This window comes from Yersinia sp. 2545 StPb PI (assembly GCF_052217125.1).
Classification (GTDB): Bacteria; Pseudomonadota; Gammaproteobacteria; order Enterobacterales; family Enterobacteriaceae; genus Yersinia; species Yersinia enterocolitica_E.
This window is the reverse complement of sequence record NZ_JAZGPY010000001.1, coordinates 415,549-435,970: the sequence shown is the minus strand read 5'-3', so window position 1 is coordinate 435,970 and position 20,422 is coordinate 415,549. Positions and strand designations below refer to the sequence as shown.

Genomic DNA, 20,422 nt, shown 5'->3' with positions numbered 1-20,422 from the left:
CTTAACTAAGCAACATGACTGTAACCTTAGCGAGGCGAGATAACACTTCGACAGCGTGGCTTGCAAACCTAAAACGATTCTCCCGACAGCAGTATATTAGCCTGCTTATTATCACCTTATCTACGATGTGTGATCTAAATCACTTTTAAGCTACAGTTAACAATCAAGCGTTAGCAATCAACTCAGGGTGAACCATGGAAAGACTAAAACGGATGTCAGTATTTGCCAAGGTGGTTGAGTGTGGGTCTTTTACTGGCGCCGCACGGCAGTTAGAAATGAGTGTGTCGTCGATTAGCCAAACAGTGTCAAAACTGGAAACCGAGCTGAATGTTAAGCTGCTTAACCGCAGTACTCGCCGCATTGGTTTAACTGAGGCAGGCCGAATTTACTATCAGGGTTGTCGGCGCATGTTGCAGGAAGTACAGGAAGTCCATGAACAACTCTATGCCTTTAACAACACCCCAACCGGAACCTTACGCATCGGCTGCTCATCGACGATGGCACAAAATGTACTGGCAACGATGACAGCAGAGATGTTGAAAGAGTATCCCGGCCTATCCGTTAATCTGGTCACCGGCATTCCGGCACCGGATTTAATTGCTGATGGTTTAGATGTGGTGGTCCGCGTTGGTGCATTACAGGATTCGGGGCTATTTTCACGCCGCCTTGGTTCCATGCCGATGGTGGTCTGCGCCGCCAAAAGTTATTTAGCACAACATGGTACACCAGAAAAACCCAGTGATATGACCAATTTCTCCTGGCTGGAATATAGCGTGCGACCAGACAGTAACTTTGAGCTAATCGCGCCAGAAGGTATTACCACGCAAATATCGCCACAGGGCCGCTTTGTCACCAATGACTCACAAACCATGATCCGTTGGCTTAACGCGGGTGCGGGTATCGCTTACGCACCGTTAATGTGGGTAATAGAGGAAATTAAACGCGGCGAGGTGGAAATACTGTTTAAAAAATACCATTCAGATCCGCGCCCAGTATATGCGCTCTATACCGAGAAAGATAAAATGCCACTTAAAGTTCAGGTCTGTATCGACTATTTGACCGAGTACTTTAAACGAGTGGCTGAGGTATATCAGGGATATCGCTGAATATACTATAGCTATTGGATGCCCAGTTGAGAACTAAACTGAGCATCCAACTACCAACCCCTACGCCGTGCCACCCACCGTCAGATTGTCTAACTTCAAAGTAGGTTGGCCGACGCCAACTGGCAGGCTTTGCCCCTCTTTGCCGCAAACGCCGACACCTTTATCCAGCGCCAGATCGTTGCCGACCATCGAAATCTGCTGCATGGCTTCGATGCCAGAACCAATCAAAGTGGCCCCTTTCACCGCACGGGTGATTTTACCTTTTTCGATTAAGTAAGCTTCGGAGGTTGAGAACACAAACTTGCCGGATGTAATATCCACCTGACCGCCGCCAAAGTTAGGCGCGTACAGGCCATATTCCACACTGGCGATAATCTCTTCCGGTGTCGATTTACCGGCCAGCATATAGGTATTGGTCATCCGTGGCATTGGCAAGTGCGCGTAGGATTCACGGCGGCCATTACCGGTCGGTGCAACGCCCATCAGGCGCGCGTTCAACTTATCCTGCATGTAACCTTTCAAAATACCGTTCTCAATCAGCACGTTGTATTGGCCCGGCACCCCTTCATCGTCGATGGCCAAAGAGCCACGGCGACCTTGCATGGTGCCATCGTCCACCACGGTACACAGTTCTGAAGCCACCAACTTACCCATTTGGCCGCTGAAGACTGAGCTGCCACGGCGGTTGAAATCACCTTCCAAACCATGACCGACCGCTTCGTGCAACAATACACCCGGCCAACCTGCACCTAAGACTACTGGCATAGCGCCAGCAGGGGCGGCAACAGCCGACAGATTTACCAGTGCCATTCTGACCGCTTCATTGGCAAAGTTATCAGCTCGCACTTCGCCATCCACAGTTTCGAGGAAGTAGTCATAACCAAAACGACCACCACCACCACTGGCACCGCGTTCGCGTTTGCCGTTGTCTTCCACCAATACGCTGACCGACAGCCGCACTAATGGGCGCACATCTGCCGCCAGCGTGCCGTCGGTGGCCGCGACCAGGATTTGCTCATAGACACCGGTCAAACTGGCACTGACTTCCTGCACCCGCTTATCAGCAGCACGGGCCACTTTATCGACCCGATGGAGCAGCGCAATTTTATCTTCGCGCGACAAGCTTTGTAGCGGGTCTAGCAAGGGATAAAGCGCCTGATAGTGAATCTCACCCAAGGTATGCACTTTACCGTTACCGTTATCACGCACAATACTGCGTGCGGCATGAGCACTTTGTTGTAAAGCATTCAGGGTGATTTGGTCGGCATAAGCAAAACCAGTCTTTTCACCGCTGACCGCGCGCACCCCCACACCCTGATCAATATTGTACGAGCCATCTTTGATGATGCTGTCTTCCAACACCCAGGCCTCGTGGTAGCTGGACTGGAAATACAGGTCAGCATAATCGAGGCGGCGTTCAGACAACTGCCCCAACACTGAGAACAAGTCCTGATGGTTCAGCTTGTTAGCAGCGAGTAACTGCTCACTGACAAACGAGAGGCTCATAGTTTTCACTCTTTAATTAGATGATGGTTTATGCGATGACGGCAACGGAGACGGCAGGAAGCGATTGTGCTGCAATACCGGCATCTGATTACGGATAATGTTCAAACCTGTGGTTTCAATTTTTACTTTTAAGGCAGCAACCGCATCTGGGTTCTGCCCTAATATTTTACCCCAGGCATCAACCGCCATAGTGTGGCCCCAGGTGCGGCGGGTGGCGCCATGACGCCCTACCTGTGCTGCGGCCAGTATCACGCACTGGTTTTCAATCGCCCGTGCGCGCAATAAAATCTCCCAGTGAGCTTCACCGGTCATTTTGGTAAAGGCCGCCGGCACCGAAATAATCTCAGCCCCCTGCGCCCGCAAAGCTTGGAATAAGCCTGGAAAACGTAAATCATAACAAACCGTCATGCCCAAGCGGCCTACCGGTGTATCAACCACCGTCAGTTGTTCACCCGGCTGATAAGTATCAGATTCACGATAGCGGCCATGAATATCGTTAATATCCACATCAAACATGTGAATTTTGTCGTAACGAGCTTTAAGTTCGCCCTGGTCATCAAACAGCAAGCTACTGGTAGTGATAAGCTCCGGTGACTCGCGGCTTATCATCGGCATGGAGCCCACTTGAATCCACACTCCGTAATGGCGTGCCATCTCGCGAATTTGCTGTTGCAGCGGCCCGTCATTATGTTGCTCGGCATGGTGTCGATAAGAGGCAGCATTGGCAAATAACAGTGCATTTTCCGGCGTCATAACCAGTTTAATACCAGAGTTTAACTGTTTGATCTGCTGCTCAATTTGAGCCAGATTGTCACGGGTATTTTCACCGCTGCATAACTGCAATAATGCAACATTGGCATTTTTCATGGCGCCTTACTCTCCTTTAGCTGGCGTAATACTTCATGGATGGTTGGTTGATCCAAGCTACCGGTAATCTGGTAACGAATCAGCGAAACCTTGCTCCATAATGGCCCTAATATCTTCGAGGCAGCAAATACCGCAGCCCCAACCACTGGGTTGATCGCAAAGGCTGTTGCGACGCCGACAGTGGCAGAAATCTCTGGTGTAATAACCGCTTCCATGGCTATCTGGCGTTTAACCAAGTCCACATTACCACTCATGGCAATATCGGCCGCCAATCCATCCACCACTAAATCATTGGTGTGCATTACACCATTGTTAATATTGGCCGTGCCCCGAATAGAATCAAACGCAAAGTCACGACTAAACGTATCACTAAAATCAAGCTGGAGCTTACGTAATAGTGCGTCAAAGCTGACCAAACGCAGTAACTGACCGGCGCGCCCACCACCGAGATCGCTCAGTTGGCCTCTGCCCAATCTACTCTTTAATGTCCCATTCAGGGTATTAATCTGTGGCTGCCACGGGACTCCACGCCAGTTAACATCGGCATTGATATCAAAAGAGGCATCTTTTATCGGTGTTGTCAGGCCGAAGAATGAAATGGTTTCATCGATCTTCGGCCCGCTCAGCGCGATATTAAGCGCGGTTTTATCGCCATTGCTGTCTTGCTGCCATTGGCCGGAAACTTTAGCCCGCCCATTGCCAGCCTCAATCAAGCCGTTAGTTAACGTCAGCACCGAGCCTTTCGGCGTCAGATCTGCGTTAATACGCCCAACATTTTGCCCCAGAATCCAACAAGATTTGCAGCGTAATTGCAGCGCAGGCCAATCACGGAACGAAATTTTACTGGCAGTTTGTGGCTCCTGCAACGCAGCTTGCGCCAGGGGATCTTGTGCTTCGTGCGTGGTCCATTGCGGGTTGTAATAAAGATAATCGATATCAGCATGCCATGGCCCATGTTCGGCCATCAGCAGGCTACCATCCACTTCCTGACCTTTTGCCGTGACGTGAGCACCGGTTAATAATGGCTCAACCAGCAGTGTCAGTTGGTGCCAAGCCTGCCCACCAACCAAAAGCTGTGGCGTCTGTAAAGTCAGCCGGGTAGGAAGTATCACATTGGATTTATTGCCTTTTATTTTTGCTGGTACTGATGCGCTAAAAGGTGTGCTGACACTGGTAAACTGCGGTGCCAGCAACGCCAACCAACTCTCACCATCCAGTGCCGGTAGTTTAAGGACCAAACCTTTATCCTCCGGCAGTGACGGGACTTTTTTGCTGTCGGATTGCCAGATAGCCCGCGCCAGCTCTACTTGTTCTTTTTGCAACAACCATTGGCTGTTGAATGTATTGTTGCTGCCAGCACTGCCGGAGAGGGTAAACGCCTCCAGCCCCCCCACCACCTGTACATGCATGGGTAATGCCTGGCCACTTGTTTTATCTAGTGGAGCAGGTAAGTGACTGCTTACTTTCTTCAGGTCAGCCGTCAGATCAATTTTATAGTCTGGCTTGCCATTTTTCGGTAATTGTACGGCGACTTTGCCTTGCCAATTGGCGCTACCACTGAGCAATTTCGCGACATCAGCGGGAACGCCGGGCAACTTGGCCGGTAACCAGTCACCACGCAACCCAACATTCACCAAAAAGTTTTTTGGCTGCTCTTGCGTAGTGAAATCAACCGTCAATGGCTGCCCAAACCAGTTAGCGGATAAGGTATCGCTATCAAGATTGCCATCGTTGAAGCGGAACTTGCCACTGATGTTTTCCAGTTGGCTTTGCAATGGCTTCACCAACAAGCTGTTGTTATTGAGCGTCACTTCGCCGCTGGCGTGGGTAATACGGTCTTCTTCCAACGGAATATCCAAATGTAAGCGCCCACTAACTTTACCGCCGACTTGCAGCTCTTCCAGAGTTTCCGCCACAGAATCATGCAGTGGTGTCTCCGTAAAGTAGTCATGAATATCACGCCCTTCGCCAACCACTTCGGCGTCGACATACAGCTTTTCTTTCAGATAGTCAGGGATAATCGCGCTGATATTACTGCCAGTGACCTTACCCAACATCGCGTGAGGGGCATCCATCCACAAACCTTCGTTGAGGAAATTGAGGTCGATTGCCAAATTCTCTAACGCAGGCCAATCTGGTTGGAATTGGAAGGTGGCATTACGCAGTGGCACATAAACCTGGAACTGGCCTTCTTTATGTTTATAAGGAAAATCATGAGGATTGCCGTTATAAATAAGTGTTGCGTTGTCTACCTGCCCACCCTGTAACGCCTCGGTCAGATAATCTGCCAACTTCTTACCCATCAGCGGTTCAGGGAAATAGCGCCATGCATCGGCCGCATCATACAGGCGGATGCCGGCCAGGATTTTCAGCCATGGCTGCCCAATATCGGGTTGCTGATAGTGGAAGCTGCCGTTGCCCCACAGCGATTTAGCTCGGACATCGAGCTGGTCACTCCACAGTTCCCAGCCTTTATCATCAATCTGCCAGTTGACTGCACCACTGGCCTGACTAACTTCCAGCGGCGCGCGGAACATATCACCATAAGGTAATAGGCTGTCTTTGAGATTGATATCCAACCGCCCACGCGCTGCGGAACCACTCAGCGCACCGGCAAAATTATTAACCCCCGGCAACAAATCCCATTGTTGCCAACTGATATTGTGCCATTTAGCCTGAAAACGGGTTTTTTCTGGTTGGCTGATAGGAATGTCCAATGCCAGTGCATCAATATTCCCTTGTGGCCGCAAATCCGCCCAACGATTCATCAGCTCAGGGGTAAAAAGTGACAAGGTCGGTAACAGTGGCCCCACCCGCTCCAACTGAATATTGGCGGCGCGAATGCGTAACTCCTGGGATTGGTCTGGGCCAATAAACTGCGTGTTCTCCGGTAACCACAGGGCAGATAAATGCCCTTTAGGCCATGCCTGACCATCGGTTTTCAGTCTTAGCTCCGGCGCATCAACCTGCCAGCCACTACCCTGACGGCGGCCTTCCAACACAAAATCATCTACCGCCAACTGATGTGATTTGCCCGCGACAGTCCAATTGGCCTGCCCCTCACTGAGTAACACATTGCCACTGTAAATAGTGCCACTCTTGATACTCAGCCAGGCCGCCAGACTAAATTCCGCATTGTCCAGCCCGGTATTGGTGTGCAGCCAGCGGCTGATCCACGGTTTCAGGTCGATCTTGTCGGCCTGCATATAGACCATGCCATTATTGAGGATGCCCTGATTATCGTGTAGATCCATCCGCACCTGCACCACACCGTGCTGACCATTAATGGTCGACAGGCTGATCTGCCCCTCGGCGCGATGCCGGTTCCGGGAGTTAAGCCAAGTGAGTTGTGGAATCTCTAATTCAGCGCGCGGGCCAGATGGGGTGAGGAATGAGACACGACTGTTACGCAGATCAAAGTGATCTAATTGACGCAGGAAGATATCAGTCAGATTACTCGCTTCAAGATTGCGGCTGCTGTTTTGCTGCATATCCAGTGTGGTGTTCAAATCTAACTGTAACTGATAGAAGGTCATATCGCGGAACTGCCAGCGCCAGTGCAACAGTGACTGCCACACATCAAGCGCAAGGGTCACCCGCTGCACCTGCCAATCGGCTTTCGGCAATTTAGCGCGAATATCGCGCAATTCCAACGTTGGGCCGAACGGTTCCCACGATCCCTGCATGAACCCCACTTCCAGTGGAATACCGCTGATGGACTGAACCTTGGCCACGATTTGCAGACGATAGTCGTTGATGAGAGGCAGCATCATGCGTAGCCCACTGACCAACAGTGCCACCACAACAATCATTGTGGCGCCTGTCGCAAATATTATCCTGGGCAGTCGCCTCACACATCTCTCCTTGCTATCCGCTGCAAGTGTGGCAGCGGGAAATCTTACATCATCACCACATCAAACTGTTCTTGGTTATACAGTGGTTCAATCTGCACTTTGACCTGCTTGCCGACGAAGATCTCCACTTCAGCCAGAGCATGCGACTCCTCACCTTTCAGTGCTTCTCCTACCGCTGGAGACGCATAGACCAGGAAGCGATCAGAATCGTAAGCGTGGTGCACTCGGACAATTTCACGCAATATCTCATAGCACACGGTTTCTACCGATTTAACGGTGCCACGGCCACGGCAGGTTGGACATTCGTTGCATAAAACATGCTCGATGCTCTCCCGCGTGCGTTTGCGGGTCATTTCGACTAAGCCTAGCTGAGAGAAACCATTAATACTGGTTTTTACCCGATCTTTACTCAATGCCTGTTCTAATGAATGCAATACACGACGACGATGCTCTTCATTACTCATATCAATGAAATCAATAATGATAATCCCCCCCAAATTACGCATGCGTAGCTGGCGGGCAATGGCCTGAGTGGCTTCAATATTGGTATTGAAAATAGTCTCGTCGAGATTACGATGCCCCACAAAAGCACCGGTGTTGATATCCACGGTGGTCATGGCTTCAGTTTGATCAATAATCAGGTAACCACCTGATTTTAGCTCAACTTTACGTTCCAATGAGCGCTGGATTTCATTTTCAACATCGTAAAGATCGAAAATTGGCTGTTTGCCCGAGTACAAATCCAGTTTTGCAGTCATTTCAGGAATGTATTCGCTGGTAAATTCCACCAGCAGGTCATAAGTCAGCTTGGAGTCGATTCGGATTTTATCCAGTGCCGCACCGGCAAAATCACGCAGTACACGTTGCGCCAGTGCCATCTCGCCATACAACTTATATTTGGTGATATTGCGTTTCTTCCGCTCCTGGACTTTAGTCCACAGGCGCTTGAGGAAGGCAGCATCGGCTGATAGCTCTTCTTCGCCAATTCCTTCAGCGGCAGTACGGATAATAAAACCGCCCTGTTCATCGCAGTAAGCCGCCACGGTTTTTTTCAGGCGTTCGCGTTCGACTTCACTTTCAATTCGCTGCGACACCCCAACATGGGCCGCTCCTGGCATGAGTACCAGATAACGAGAGGGTAGAGTGATATCCGTGGTCAAACGTGCGCCTTTGGTGCCGAGGGGGTCTTTCACCACCTGCACCATTAAATCCTGTCCCTGGCGCACCAGTTCAGCGATATCGCGCACATTGAAATTTTTCTGTTCATCCCCGGCCACGCATTCGGTGTGGGGCATGATATCGGAGGCATGGAGGAAGGCGGCCTTATCCAGACCAATATCGACAAACGCCGCTTGCATGCCCGGTAAAACCCGGCTGACACGACCTTTGTAGATATTACCGACGATCCCTCTTTTCGCTTCTCGCTCAATGTGTATTTCTTGCAAGATGCCACCATCAATGTAGGCAACTCGCGTTTCAGACGGTGTGATATTGACCAGTAATTCAGCTGTCATGTATTCCTCTCACATTACGTAGCGCAATGAAATTACTTAGTAATTCATGGGTTTCTACCAACGGCAGCCCCACTACGGCATGGTAACTGCCGGTAATGGTTCTGACGAAACAACCACCTTTCCCCTGAATACCGTAAGCGCCCGCTTTGTCCATGGGTTCACCGGTAGCAATATAGTCACTGATTTCCAACTGGGATAACACACGAAATGTCACATCTGTCACCACCATGGCAGATAATACATCTTGCCGATCAGCCAGAGACACCGCAGTAATCACCTGATGTTGCTGACCGGACAGCGCATTCAATATTCGCTGCGCATCGGTTTTATCCCGTGGTTTTTCTAAAACTTGCCCATTTAACACCACGATGGTATCGGCCCCTAATACCGGCAGATCCTGTGGTGCGACCTTCACCCCAGCCTGAGCTTTCTCCAACGCTAAGCGCCGGACATACTCTTGCGCACTCTCCTCTGGATGGCGTTGCTCTTCGACCTCGGTTTTCAGTACCTCAAAAGGGACATCAAGCAGGGCCAGTAATTCACGGCGACGCGGAGAGCCAGAGGCAAGATACAGGGCAGTCATGGGTCTTAAGTCCTTATTGCACCGCAAATTGGCGGCGAATTTTACGCATTAACAAGAATAGCCAAGGCCACAAAATACCGTTAATTACACTACTCCAGAATACTTCTGGGCGGAATGAGACATTAATCACTAAAAACTCAGACCAGAACACCACGACATCCATGGTGAGTGAAAGCAGCATCACGATGAGTGCCTGCTGCCACAGTGCCATATTGCGGAATAGTTGAAACTTAAAAGCGACCAGATAAGCAATAATACTGAGTGCCAGCGCTCGAACCCCAAGTGTTGAACCCAAAATAAGATCCATAATCAGCCCGAGAACAAAGCCGGTGCCAACATTCACACGGTGGGGTAATGCCATCACCCAATAAATTAATACCAATGCCAGCCATGACGGTCGGAACATATAAATCTGTTCCGGCCACGGCATAATTTGCAGCACCATGGCAATCAGGAAGGATAACCAGATAACCCAACGGCCATTGCTGCTGTAACGGTTCATGGCGATACTCCCGGCGCAGTCACTGCTGTTGGTGTGGCGGTTGTAGCGGCCGATGGTGCCGGTGGCCCCATAGCATCTGCGGCAGGCAGCACTTGTGACATCATCGGAGCCAGTCGTTCATTGGCTACGCGGCGAACTTCAGTTGGCGGCAATGGCATCTCGCCATTACGGTCGGCCCCCCACAATAACAACAAGTAGCGTAGGCGCTGTAAATCAGCGGTTGGTCGAGCCTGAATCACGGTATAAGCCCGCTGATTATCAACTTTGACAGAAGAGACCACCGCGACCGGATAACCTTCAGGGAAACGTCCACCTAACCCGGATGTCACTAATACATCACCAACGCGAATATCTGTATTACTGGGTAAGTGCTCTAGTAATAAATCATCGGTACAGCCACTCCCTGCGGCAATCACACGAATATCATTACGCAGCACCTGAATCGGTAGCGCATGGGAGGCATCACAAATTAATAATACACGGCTGGTTAGTTTACTCACCGCGACAACCTGGCCGACGACACCACGGTCACTGATAACCGGCTGGCCTTCGTATACCCCGTTGTTAGAACCTTTATCGATAACCACCTGATCACTGTAAGGATCTGTCCCGCTGGACATCACCTGCGTGACCATTTTTTGTTCATCCTGACGCAAAGGAGAACCCAGTAATTCACGTAAGCGGTTATTTTCCTGCTTAAATTGCCCGAGCAACTGAAGATCAGTATTTTTAAGCAACAACTCTTGGCGTAATGCACGGTTTTCCAACTCTAGCTGTTCACGGGTAGCCAGAGTTTCAGAAACGTTGTCGAGAACTTTGCGTGGCCCATTGGCCAGAAAATAGAAAGGGCTAACGGCAGTGTCCATATAGGTACGTATTTTGACAAACGTGCCCAATCGGCTATCAGCGATAACCAAAACAATGGCTGCAAGAACGGCAAAGAACAGTCGCAATTGCAGGGATGGACCCCGGCTAAAAATCGGCTTCATAAATTATGCGTATTCCTCGACGACAAAAGGAGGCGCTAAATCGGACGAATTTATCCTTCTTACGTTGAGTAAGCTGGATATCGATTCATCTGATCTAGTTCTCCTCCTTTTTGGCTGACTATTATTCTTCGCTGAACAAATCGCCGCCATGCATGTCGATCATTTCCAACGCTTTGCCACCGCCGCGAGCGACGCAGGTCAATGGATCTTCTGCCACCACTACCGGAATACCGGTCTCTTCCATCAGCAGGCGGTCCAGGTTACGCAGCAATGCACCACCACCGGTCAGCACCATACCGCGTTCAGAGATGTCAGAGGCCAATTCTGGCGGACACTGTTCCAGCGCAACCATTACCGCGCTAACGATACCCGTCAGCGGCTCTTGCAGCGCTTCAAGGATCTCATTGGAGTTCAATGTAAAGCCACGAGGTACACCTTCAGCAAGGTTACGACCGCGCACTTCAATTTCCAGAACTTCATCACCCGGGTAAGCAGAACCGATGCTGTGCTTGATACGTTCGGCAGTCGCTTCACCAATCAATGAACCGTAGTTACGGCGCACATAATTAATGATCGCTTCATCAAAGCGGTCGCCACCGATACGGACAGAAGAAGAGTAAACTACGCCGTTCAGAGAGATAACGGCCACTTCTGTGGTACCGCCACCAATATCCACAACCATCGAACCGGTTGCTTCAGAAACCGGCAGCCCGGCACCAATAGCCGCAGCCATAGGCTCTTCAATCAAAAACACTTCACGAGCGCCAGCGCCCTGAGCGGATTCACGGATCGCACGGCGCTCAACCTGAGTAGCCCCGACCGGTACGCACACCAATACACGCGGACTTGGGCGCATAAAGCTGTTGCTGTGAACCTGCTTGATAAAGTGTTGCAGCATTTTCTCGGTAACAAAGAAATCGGCAATAACGCCGTCTTTCATTGGGCGAATAGCTGCGATATTGCCGGGGGTACGCCCAAGCATCTGTTTGGCATCATGGCCCACAGCCGCAACGCTCTTCGGTGAACCGGCACGATCCTGGCGAATAGCAACCACTGAAGGTTCATTCAGTACAATGCCTTGTCCTTTAACATAAATAAGGGTATTGGCGGTACCCAAGTCGATGGACAAGTCGTTGGAAAACATGCCACGAAATTTCTTAAACATAACGAAAGGATAATCCTGCAAGCTGGGGGCGGAAAATAAAATCCGCCTACTTTACCAACCACACGAAGCAGCGACAAGGCGCAAAAACGTCCTGATTCGGTGAAAAAGTAGCTGCGTTGTTGACATCTCGTTCCATCACGAACCCATATCGCTTGAAAAGGTTGAATAAACCCTCGGCACAACACAGATTCTGCGTAACGACCGGCGTAACACAGCACATAAAATCTAACATTTAACCTGATTCTCGTCGGAAGTAAGCGCCCACCAACGATTTACGGAAATGACTGGCACATTCTACGTTAATTTTTGCTCAACGATCAGGCTAAACATAGCCCTAATACGAATATTTTTTCTTTCCGGGGTTCAAAAGTGTTGGCGGAGCAAAAAAATTGCCCTGTCCACCATAAATCCCCTTATCCTTCAGCGTTTGCCATTCTTCACGGGTAAGCACTCCTGCGGCAAAAACTTTTGTATCCGTCCCCGCACAGGCACCGGTCAGACTTTCCACAAACAACTGATTTTCATAACGTAAATTAATGCTTCTTACTAACCCAGGATGAAGTTTAATCATTTCAACCCGCAGTGATTTGATGTAAGAGGTGCTAACAACCGTTAATCCGGCCTGCGACACCATCACCTTGCAGCCCACGCCAAGCAATAAACGCATCATCGGACGGATTTGGTTGATATGTTGACACACATCTGCCTCTGCAAGTTCAAAGATAATTCGCTTTCTATCAGACTTTCTGCATTGTAAGAGCGTATCACGCAGCCAACGCTGGAAAGAACGCTGCAATAATGAATCAACGCAGATAGAAAATGCCAGAGTTTCGTCCGGCCATAAAGCTAATAAAGGAATTATCCGATCAATTTTTTGACGGTCATAACGCTCAGCCAGACCGAGCAACTGCACTAATGGTGTAAATTCAGCAGCCAACAACTCTTGCTCACCATCATATATACGGCTGATTATTTCACGGTGATGAATTTTACCGTCAACAGTAATCACCGGCTTCTGATAAAGCCTTGGCCCGCCGTTAGCCAGCGTCTGCTCCAGTAAAGTGCGCCATTTGACACTACCACGCCCTTTTTCTGACACTTGAGTATCGAATACATACCAGCCATTCCCCCCATACATCGCCGCATTTTTAGTCGCTTGTCCAGCATTATCCATAATCTGTTCAACGGACTCACCACTGCGATACGCCACAATCCCCATATGCAGCAATGATTCGCGGTCAATAACATGGGGTTCAGGTAACGCCCCGACCGCATGAACCAATTGGGCAGCCATAACATCGGCATCTTTCAGCGTCTTATGGGGCAGCAAAATCGCGATATCACTCTGATGGTAACGCGCTAATAGTGCAGAGGGATGACGAGCAACAAAAGAAGAAAGCAAGTTAATCAACGAATGCATCAGTTCTTGTACCTGCTGATGGTCATCCGTATCATTTAAACTATCAAAATCAGGCAACTGCACCATGATTACTACCCCATGGGCGCCCTCTTCCTCCAATTGGGTAGTCAGTTGATTATCAAAAAACTGGCGATTACTGAGACCGGTTTTGGCATCTCGGGCGGCAAAAGCGCGAATCAGTGTATCAACACGGTTACGCTCCTCCCTCACCTCTATCAATTCGGCCAATAGCCGATCAATGGCACGACTGGCGCAAGGCGGCCATTCATGTCCGTCGCTACTGATAGCATATTCACGTTCGCCGTTAAGAATACGCCTCGCTCGGCGCTCCAGTTTTTCCTGGCCTGCGGTCTGATCACGCAACCAACGAAAACTTAGCAGTAGCATCATGGCAATCACCACAACCACCAGCGATAAAACAGCCGCAGCGTACAGAGAGCGGGCGTAGCTGCTCAAAGGGTCAATATAGGTGAAATGCATCGAAGCCCCGGGTTGATGCAGCATCGGTACCACCAGGTTGCGGTGCCTGCTTTCGCTATTCCAGGGTGTATAAATTGCAGGGAGCTTGAGATGATATAGCGTGTTGGCTTGATCCTGAATGCTAAGCTCCACCACACCAACTGTTCGCATCATAATAGGCAGCCACTCTCGCGCTTTATCCGCCGGTTGCAGCAGAAGCGACTGATCATAAGCTGTCACGATACTTTGGAGACGATGCTCCATTTTTTTCTGGCACAAATAGAAGAAACTTACCGTGCTACCCAGTAGCACTAAGCACATAGCCGAGACGACCAGTAGCGTCATAAACGCAGAAAGTTTGGTTGTAAATCGCATCCCTTAGCCTTGCGAAGCGCAATTAAGTGAAGAAAAGTCCTCATTTCCCTTGAGGAGCACACTATATGACAAAAATAGGCTATAAAACTGACTTTTTACTTCATAATGCGACAATAACACAATATTTTCGCCCCTTTCCCTGATGTTCGATTAATCCCTCTTCAAAGGATAGCCATGATAAAAATCAATGAATTGATTTTTGTTCTTGATCAGGCTCGAAGGTTGCTGTTACCGCTATATTAGCTCACTCTTAACCCATCCCTTTTTTGAATTATCCACACTATTTATAACCAACGTTATTGGCGTTGCAGAAAAATATATCGGGAGAGTGATACATGCGAGCACTTGTACTTGAGCAAATTGAAGGCCGTACTGTCGCCGAAGTGCGTGAAATATCGCCCTCGCAATTGCCAGCCGGTAATGTCACGGTTGATGTCAATTGGTCCAGCCTGAATTATAAAGACGCGCTAGCCATCACCGGTAAAGGGAAGATTATCCGCGAATTCCCTATGGTTCCAGGCATTGATTTTGCTGGCACTGTTCACAGCAGTGAAGACCCACGTTTTCATATCGGTCAGTCAGTGTTACTGACCGGCTGGGGGGTGGGCGAAAATCATTGGGGCGGTTTAGCCGAGCAAGCGCGTGTTAATGGCGACTGGCTGGTCCCCATGCCTGAAGGATTGGAACCCCGAAAAGCCATGATTATCGGTACCGCAGGGTTCACCGCCATGTTGTGCGTCATGGCTTTGGAAGACGGTGGTGTCACCCCTGAAAGTGGCGAAGTGGTGGTCACCGGGGCCAGTGGTGGCGTAGGTAGCACTGCAATTGCCTTACTGTCGGCGCTCGGTTACCAGATTGCGGCGATCTCGGGTCGTGACAGCAACAGTGACTACCTGAAAAGTCTCGGTGCGCATCGGGTGCTCTCCCGCAATGATTATCTTGATGCGTCGCGCCCACTGGAAAAACAGTTGTGGGCTGGTGCAATCGATACTGTCGGCGACAAATTGCTGGCCAAAGTGCTGGCACAGATGAATTACAACAGCACCGTTGCCGCCTGTGGCTTGGCGGGTGGCTATACTCTGCCCACCACCGTGATGCCATTTATTCTGCGCAACGTGCGCTTGCAGGGCGTGGATTCGGTGATGACACCTCAACCGCGCCGCCAGCAAGCCTGGCAGCGGCTGCTGAAAATCTTACCTGACAGCTTCTATCAGCAGGCATCACAGTCCATCACGCTGGCAGATGCGCCAACTATCGCCGCACGCCTGCTGGCGAATGAAGTCACTGGCCGGACGTTGGTTAAAGTTCGCTAATTATTGATTTTACAAAAGTCACCGGGTGGATATTGCTACCACCCGGCCCTATCACTCCGCTCTCAGAAATTTCATATTTTTCCCAGCAGCCTCGCACTTGTGTCCATAAGCCGCCATGATTAATACCATAATGGTCAGTATGACTCCCCTGTCCGATGGAGTAGGTCTATGCACAACTTGTTCTCTCATTCAAAAAATAGTCTCCGTGGTAGCAGTACCAAACCACGCAAGCTGACCGAAGCTGACGTCACGCCGGAAAGTATTTTCTATCAGCGCCGCAAGGTGTTGCAGGCGTTGGGGATCACGGCGGCGTCACTGGCCTTGCCCACCGCGGCACAGGCCGACTTGTTGGCATGGTTTAAAGGCAATGATCGCCCTAAAGCGCCCTCAGGTAAGCCACTGGAGTTTACCAAATCAACGGTGTACCACCCGGATCTGGCGATGACGCCGGAAGAGAAAGTGACTGGTTACAATAACTTCTACGAATTTGGTCTGGATAAAGCTGATCCCGCCGCCAATGCTGGCACGCTAAAAACTGAGGGTTGGCAGATACGTATCGACGGTGATGTGGCTAAACCAATGACACTGGATATCGATGACCTGATAAAACGCTTCCCGCTGGAAGAACGCATTTATCGTATGCGCTGCGTCGAGGCCTGGTCCATGGTGGTGCCATGGATTGGTTTTGAGTTAGGGAAACTGCTCAAGCTGGTTGAACCGACCAGTAATGCCCGCTATGTCGCATTTCAAACGCTGTATGCACCGGATCAGATGCCGGGACAGGAAGACCGTTTTATTGGTGGTGGGCTAAAATATCCGTATGTCGAAGGCTTACGACTGGATGAAGCTATGCATCCACTCGCCTTTATGACTCTGGGGGTGTATGGCAAAGCCCTGCCACCGCAAAATGGTGCCCCGCTGCGGCTTATCACACCGTGGAAATATGGTTTTAAAGGGATAAAATCTATCGTTCATATTCGCCTGACCCATGATCAGCCGCCCACCACTTGGAACCTCAGTGCGCCTAACGAATATGGTTTTTATGCCAATGTGAATCCCCATGTCGATCATCCGCGTTGGTCGCAAGCTACTGAGCGTTTTATCGGCGCCGGCGGTATCCTTGATGTGCAGCGCCAACCTACTCTGCTGTTCAACGGTTATGCGGACCAAGTTGCATCCCTCTACCGTGGCTTGGATCTGCGGGAGAATTTCTGATGCGCCTGAGTCTACGGCAGATTAAAGGGTTAAAAGTGGCTATCTGGCTGGCAGCAGCGCTGCCTTTGCTATGGCTTATTTTATCGGTTAATCAGGGTTGGCTCAGTGCCGACCCCGCCAAAGATATTCAGCATTTTACCGGCCGCATGACACTGAAACTATTGCTAGCTACTTTAGTGGTCACGCCGCTGGCGCGTTATGGTAAACAGCCCCTGTTGATCCGCTGCCGCCGGTTATTAGGCTTATGGTGTTTTGCCTGGGGAACCCTGCATTTAGTCAGCTACTCCTTGCTGGAACTGGGCCTGAGTAATATTGGCCTGCTGGGGCGCGAGCTGGTCACCCGCCCCTATCTGACATTGGGAATTATCAGTTGGTTATTGTTACTGTCACTGGCAGTCACCTCCACCTTATGGGCGCAACGAAAAATGGGACCCAACTGGCAAAAACTGCATAATTTGGTGTATGTTGTCGCCATCCTTGCGCCAATTCATTATCTTTGGTCGGTGAAAACGCTTTCGCCACTGCCGATTATCTACGCCGTGGCGGCGGTTATATTGCTGGCACTACGCTATAAAAAATTTCGGCAATGGTGCCGTTAGTGGCCGGAACTTATCATGATTCTCCCCGTCATAAATAATGCTGAACGCACAGTTCGCACTCTTTTCTATTGAATATCTTCGCTGATAAGACCAGTATTTAGCTGCTAATTGCTACGATATCATTATAATGCCCGACCTTAGTACCGATCGCAGTGTCAAATTCGTCGTAAAAAGGTGACAAATCGGTGACATCAGGTTATTTTTTACGATGATGGACTAATTGCCGGAGATACCAGCACAATGTCGGATAAGTTGCACATTTTGCTTCTGAATGGCCCTAACCTGAATCTGCTTGGAACGCGTGAACCGGAAAAGTACGGTTACACTACATTGGCTGAGATTGTCAGTCAGTTAGAGGCTCAAGCTCAGGGATTGGATGTGGCGCTGTCTCATTTGCAGTCAAATGCAGAACACGCGCTGATCGATAGAATTCATCAGGCACGGGGTAATGCCGATTTTATCCTGATCAACCCAGCAGCGTTTACGCATACCAGCGTGGCACTGCGTGATGCATTGTTAGGTGTACAGATCCCGTTTATCGAGATCCATTTATCTAACGTGCATGCCCGGGAGCCTTTCCGTCATCATTCATATCTCTCTGATATTGCAGTTGGCGTAATCTGTGGACTTGGCGCAGATGGCTACAACTTTGCTTTACAGGCAGCGGTAAATCGCTTGTCAAAATCCAACTAATGCAACACACAAAGAGTACGGAATCACACTCATGGATATTCGTAAGATTAAGAAACTGATCGAACTGGTTGAAGAGTCCGGCATTTCAGAGCTGGAAATCTCAGAAGGCGAAGAGTCAGTACGTATCAGTCGTGCTCCCGCCGCACCAAACTACCCAATGATGCAACAGCCATATGCTTTTGCTGCACCACAGCAACAGCCCGCACTGGCTGCCGCCGTTGCACCAGCACCTGCTGAAGCGGCTGCACCAGCAGCAATCAGTGGCCATATCGTGCGCTCCCCAATGGTCGGTACTTTCTACCGCACCCCGAGCCCGGATGCTAAAGCCTTCATTGAAGTAGGTCAGAAAGTTTCTGCTGGTGACACTCTTTGCATCGTTGAAGCGATGAAAATGATGAACCAAATCGAAGCAGATAAATCCGGTACTGTAAAAGCCATTCTGGTTGAAAACGGTCAGCCGGTTGAATTCGACGAGCCTCTTGTCGTCATCGAGTAACGAGGCGTTCCATGCTTGATAAAATCGTAATCGCTAACCGTGGTGAGATTGCGCTGCGTATCCTGCGAGCTTGTAAAGAGCTGGGGATCAAAACTGTGGCAGTTCACTCTACTGCGGATCGTGATCTTAAACATGTGTTATTGGCTGACGAGACTGTTTGTATTGGTCCCGCGCCTTCTGTTAAAAGCTATCTGAACATCCCGGCAATCATTTCTGCGGCTGAGATCACCGGCGCGGTGGCTATTCACCCCGGCTATGGCTTCCTGTCTGAAAATGCTGATTTTGCCGAACAGGTAGAACGTTCAGGTTTCATCTTTATCGGCCCACGTGCCGAAACTATTCGCCTGATGGGTGATAAAGTTTCAGCAATAAGCGCGATGAAGAAAGCTGGTGTACCTTGCGTACCTGGCTCTGACGGCCCATTGACTGACGACACTACCAAGAATAAAGCCTTTGCCAAACGTATCGGTTACCCGGTCATTATCAAGGCATCAGGTGGTGGTGGTGGTCGTGGCATGCGTGTGGTTCGTCATGATAAAGATCTCGAGCAGTCCATCAACATGACCCGTGCGGAAGCCAAAGCGGCTTTCAATAACGACATGGTTTATATGGAAAAATACCTTGAGAACCCACGCCATATCGAAGTTCAGATTTTGGCTGACGGTCAGGGTAATGCTATCTATCTGGCTGAGCGTGACTGTTCTATGCAGCGCCGCCACCAGAAAGTGGTTGAAGAGGCACCAGCACCGGGCATCACCAGCGAATTGCGCCGTTATATCGGTGAGCGCTGCGCGAAAGCCTGTGTAGAGATAGGCTATCGTGGTGCAGGGACTTTCGAGTTCCTGTATGAAAACGGCGAGTTCTATTTCATTGAAATGAACACCCGTATTCAGGTTGAACATCCGGTTACCGAAATGATCACCGGTGTGGATTTGATCAAAGAACAACTGCGTATCGCTGCGGGCCAACCTCTCTCCATCAAACAAGATGAAGTGAAGGTACACGGCCACGCCGTGGAATGCCGTATCAACGCCGAAGACCCGAATACCTTCCTGCCAAGTCCGGGTAAAATTACCCGTTTCCATGCGCCGGGCGGTTTTGGTGTGCGTTGGGAGTCTCATATTTACGCCGGTTATACTGTGCCACCATATTATGACTCCATGATCGGCAAGCTGATCACTTACGGTGAAAACCGTGACGTGGCGATTGCTCGCATGAAAAATGCGCTGGCGGAACTCATTATCGACGGTATCAAAACCAACGTTGAGTTACAGCTGCGCATCATGAACGACGAAAACTTCCAGCACGGTGGCACCAATATCCACTATCTGGAGAAGAAACTCGGGTTACAAGAAACCTGATATTTCGCCCTCCATGCTGTTAGTCTTTTATATCAAGGCCGGTTAATCACCGGTCTTTTTTCTTTTGAGACTTTATTTCGACTTATCTATCTGAAGTTATTGGTGTTGTAGTCAAGCGGCAATCTAATGAAATCCGATAAGTAAATTCGGGTGGGTGAGAGCGGCTAACAATGCTGTCGCGCCAAGTACAAAGGTATTATTACCCACAGTAATGGGCGTGACAGCCAGGCAGCAAACGAACACATCCCGATGAGCTGACTCACGTCAGTGATTCGGGTGGGTGAGAGCGGCTAACAACGCTGTCGCGCCAAGTACAAAGATATTATTACCCACAGTAATTGGTGTGACAGCCAGGCAGCAAACGAACACATCCCGATGAGCTGACTCACGTCAGTGATTCGGGTG

16 protein-coding genes are annotated in these 20,422 nt (G+C 49.9%); 7 read left to right on the top strand and 9 right to left on the bottom strand.

Annotated features, from left to right (window positions below):
* Nucleotides 1-194 precede the first annotated feature (194 nt).
* Complete coding sequence (gene aaeR, locus V1955_RS01850; protein ID WP_050087664.1) at nt 195-1,106, top strand: HTH-type transcriptional activator AaeR; 912 nt, start codon at nt 195-197, stop codon at nt 1,104-1,106.
* Nucleotides 1,107-1,166: 60 nt separating this feature from the next.
* Here aaeR and tldD read toward each other — a convergent pair whose 3' ends face one another.
* The 9 genes from tldD to csrD form a co-directional block, all read right to left on the bottom strand.
* Nucleotides 1,167-2,612 carry a metalloprotease TldD gene (tldD, locus tag V1955_RS01845; protein ID WP_083162204.1) on the bottom strand — a complete coding sequence of 482 codons (1,446 nt, stop codon included), beginning with the start codon at nt 2,610-2,612 and terminating at the stop codon, nt 1,167-1,169.
* Nucleotides 2,613-2,624: 12 nt separating this feature from the next.
* Nucleotides 2,625-3,479, bottom strand: a complete 855-nt coding sequence (nit1, locus tag V1955_RS01840; protein WP_083162202.1) for a deaminated glutathione amidase — start codon at nt 3,477-3,479, stop codon at nt 2,625-2,627.
* Nucleotides 3,476-7,333, bottom strand: a complete 3,858-nt coding sequence (gene yhdP, locus V1955_RS01835; protein ID WP_442820455.1) for an AsmA2 domain-containing protein YhdP — start codon at nt 7,331-7,333, stop codon at nt 3,476-3,478. The genes nit1 and yhdP overlap by 4 nt, the downstream gene beginning before the upstream one ends.
* Nucleotides 7,334-7,377: 44 nt before the next feature.
* The gene (rng, locus tag V1955_RS01830; RefSeq protein WP_102970524.1) at nt 7,378-8,847 is read right to left on the bottom strand and encodes a ribonuclease G; all 1,470 of its coding nucleotides are present in this window, start codon (nt 8,845-8,847) and stop codon (nt 7,378-7,380) included.
* A complete protein-coding gene (locus V1955_RS01825) occupies nt 8,837-9,430 on the bottom strand; it encodes a Maf family protein (protein WP_083162198.1) in 594 nt (197 codons plus the stop codon). The genes rng and V1955_RS01825 overlap by 11 nt, the downstream gene beginning before the upstream one ends.
* Nucleotides 9,431-9,443: 13 nt before the next feature.
* The gene (gene mreD / locus V1955_RS01820; RefSeq protein WP_032906981.1) at nt 9,444-9,932 is read right to left on the bottom strand and encodes a rod shape-determining protein MreD; all 489 of its coding nucleotides are present in this window, start codon (nt 9,930-9,932) and stop codon (nt 9,444-9,446) included.
* The gene (gene mreC, locus V1955_RS01815) at nt 9,929-10,921 is read right to left on the bottom strand and encodes a rod shape-determining protein MreC (protein ID WP_083162196.1); all 993 of its coding nucleotides are present in this window, start codon (nt 10,919-10,921) and stop codon (nt 9,929-9,931) included. Before mreC ends, mreD begins: the two co-directional genes overlap by 4 nt.
* A gap of 121 nt (nt 10,922-11,042) precedes the next feature.
* Nucleotides 11,043-12,086: a rod shape-determining protein MreB gene (gene mreB, locus V1955_RS01810; RefSeq protein WP_002228205.1), complete on the bottom strand. Its 1,044-nt coding sequence runs from the start codon at nt 12,084-12,086 to the stop codon at nt 11,043-11,045.
* A gap of 334 nt (nt 12,087-12,420) precedes the next feature.
* Nucleotides 12,421-14,340: an RNase E specificity factor CsrD gene (csrD, locus tag V1955_RS01805; RefSeq protein ID WP_442820454.1), complete on the bottom strand. Its 1,920-nt coding sequence runs from the start codon at nt 14,338-14,340 to the stop codon at nt 12,421-12,423.
* A 335-nt stretch (nt 14,341-14,675) separates the two neighbouring features.
* On the opposite strand from csrD, the gene acuI reads away from it, so the two are divergent.
* The 6 genes from acuI (at nt 14,676) to accC (ending at nt 20,017) form a co-directional block, all read left to right on the top strand.
* The gene (gene acuI, locus V1955_RS01800; protein ID WP_372569711.1) at nt 14,676-15,653 is read left to right on the top strand and encodes an acrylyl-CoA reductase (NADPH); all 978 of its coding nucleotides are present in this window, start codon (nt 14,676-14,678) and stop codon (nt 15,651-15,653) included.
* 168 nt (nt 15,654-15,821) lie between these two features.
* Nucleotides 15,822-16,868: a protein-methionine-sulfoxide reductase catalytic subunit MsrP gene (gene msrP / locus V1955_RS01795; RefSeq protein ID WP_083162192.1), complete on the top strand. Its 1,047-nt coding sequence runs from the start codon at nt 15,822-15,824 to the stop codon at nt 16,866-16,868.
* Nucleotides 16,868-17,467, top strand: coding sequence for a protein-methionine-sulfoxide reductase heme-binding subunit MsrQ (gene msrQ / locus V1955_RS01790; protein WP_083162190.1), 600 nt, complete (start codon nt 16,868-16,870; stop codon nt 17,465-17,467). The genes msrP and msrQ overlap by 1 nt, the downstream gene beginning before the upstream one ends.
* A 240-nt stretch (nt 17,468-17,707) precedes the next feature.
* Nucleotides 17,708-18,160 (top strand): type II 3-dehydroquinate dehydratase, encoded by a 453-nt coding sequence (aroQ, locus tag V1955_RS01785; protein WP_420072997.1) that lies wholly within the window; start codon nt 17,708-17,710, stop codon nt 18,158-18,160.
* A gap of 31 nt (nt 18,161-18,191) precedes the next feature.
* On the top strand, nt 18,192-18,656 hold the full coding sequence (gene accB, locus V1955_RS01780) for an acetyl-CoA carboxylase biotin carboxyl carrier protein (protein WP_004701474.1): 465 nt from the start codon (nt 18,192-18,194) through the stop codon (nt 18,654-18,656).
* An 11-nt stretch (nt 18,657-18,667) separates the two neighbouring features.
* Entirely contained in the window at nt 18,668-20,017 is a 1,350-nt protein-coding gene (gene accC, locus V1955_RS01775) for an acetyl-CoA carboxylase biotin carboxylase subunit (RefSeq protein WP_083162186.1), read from the top strand.
* The last annotated feature ends 405 nt before the right edge of the window (nt 20,018-20,422 follow it).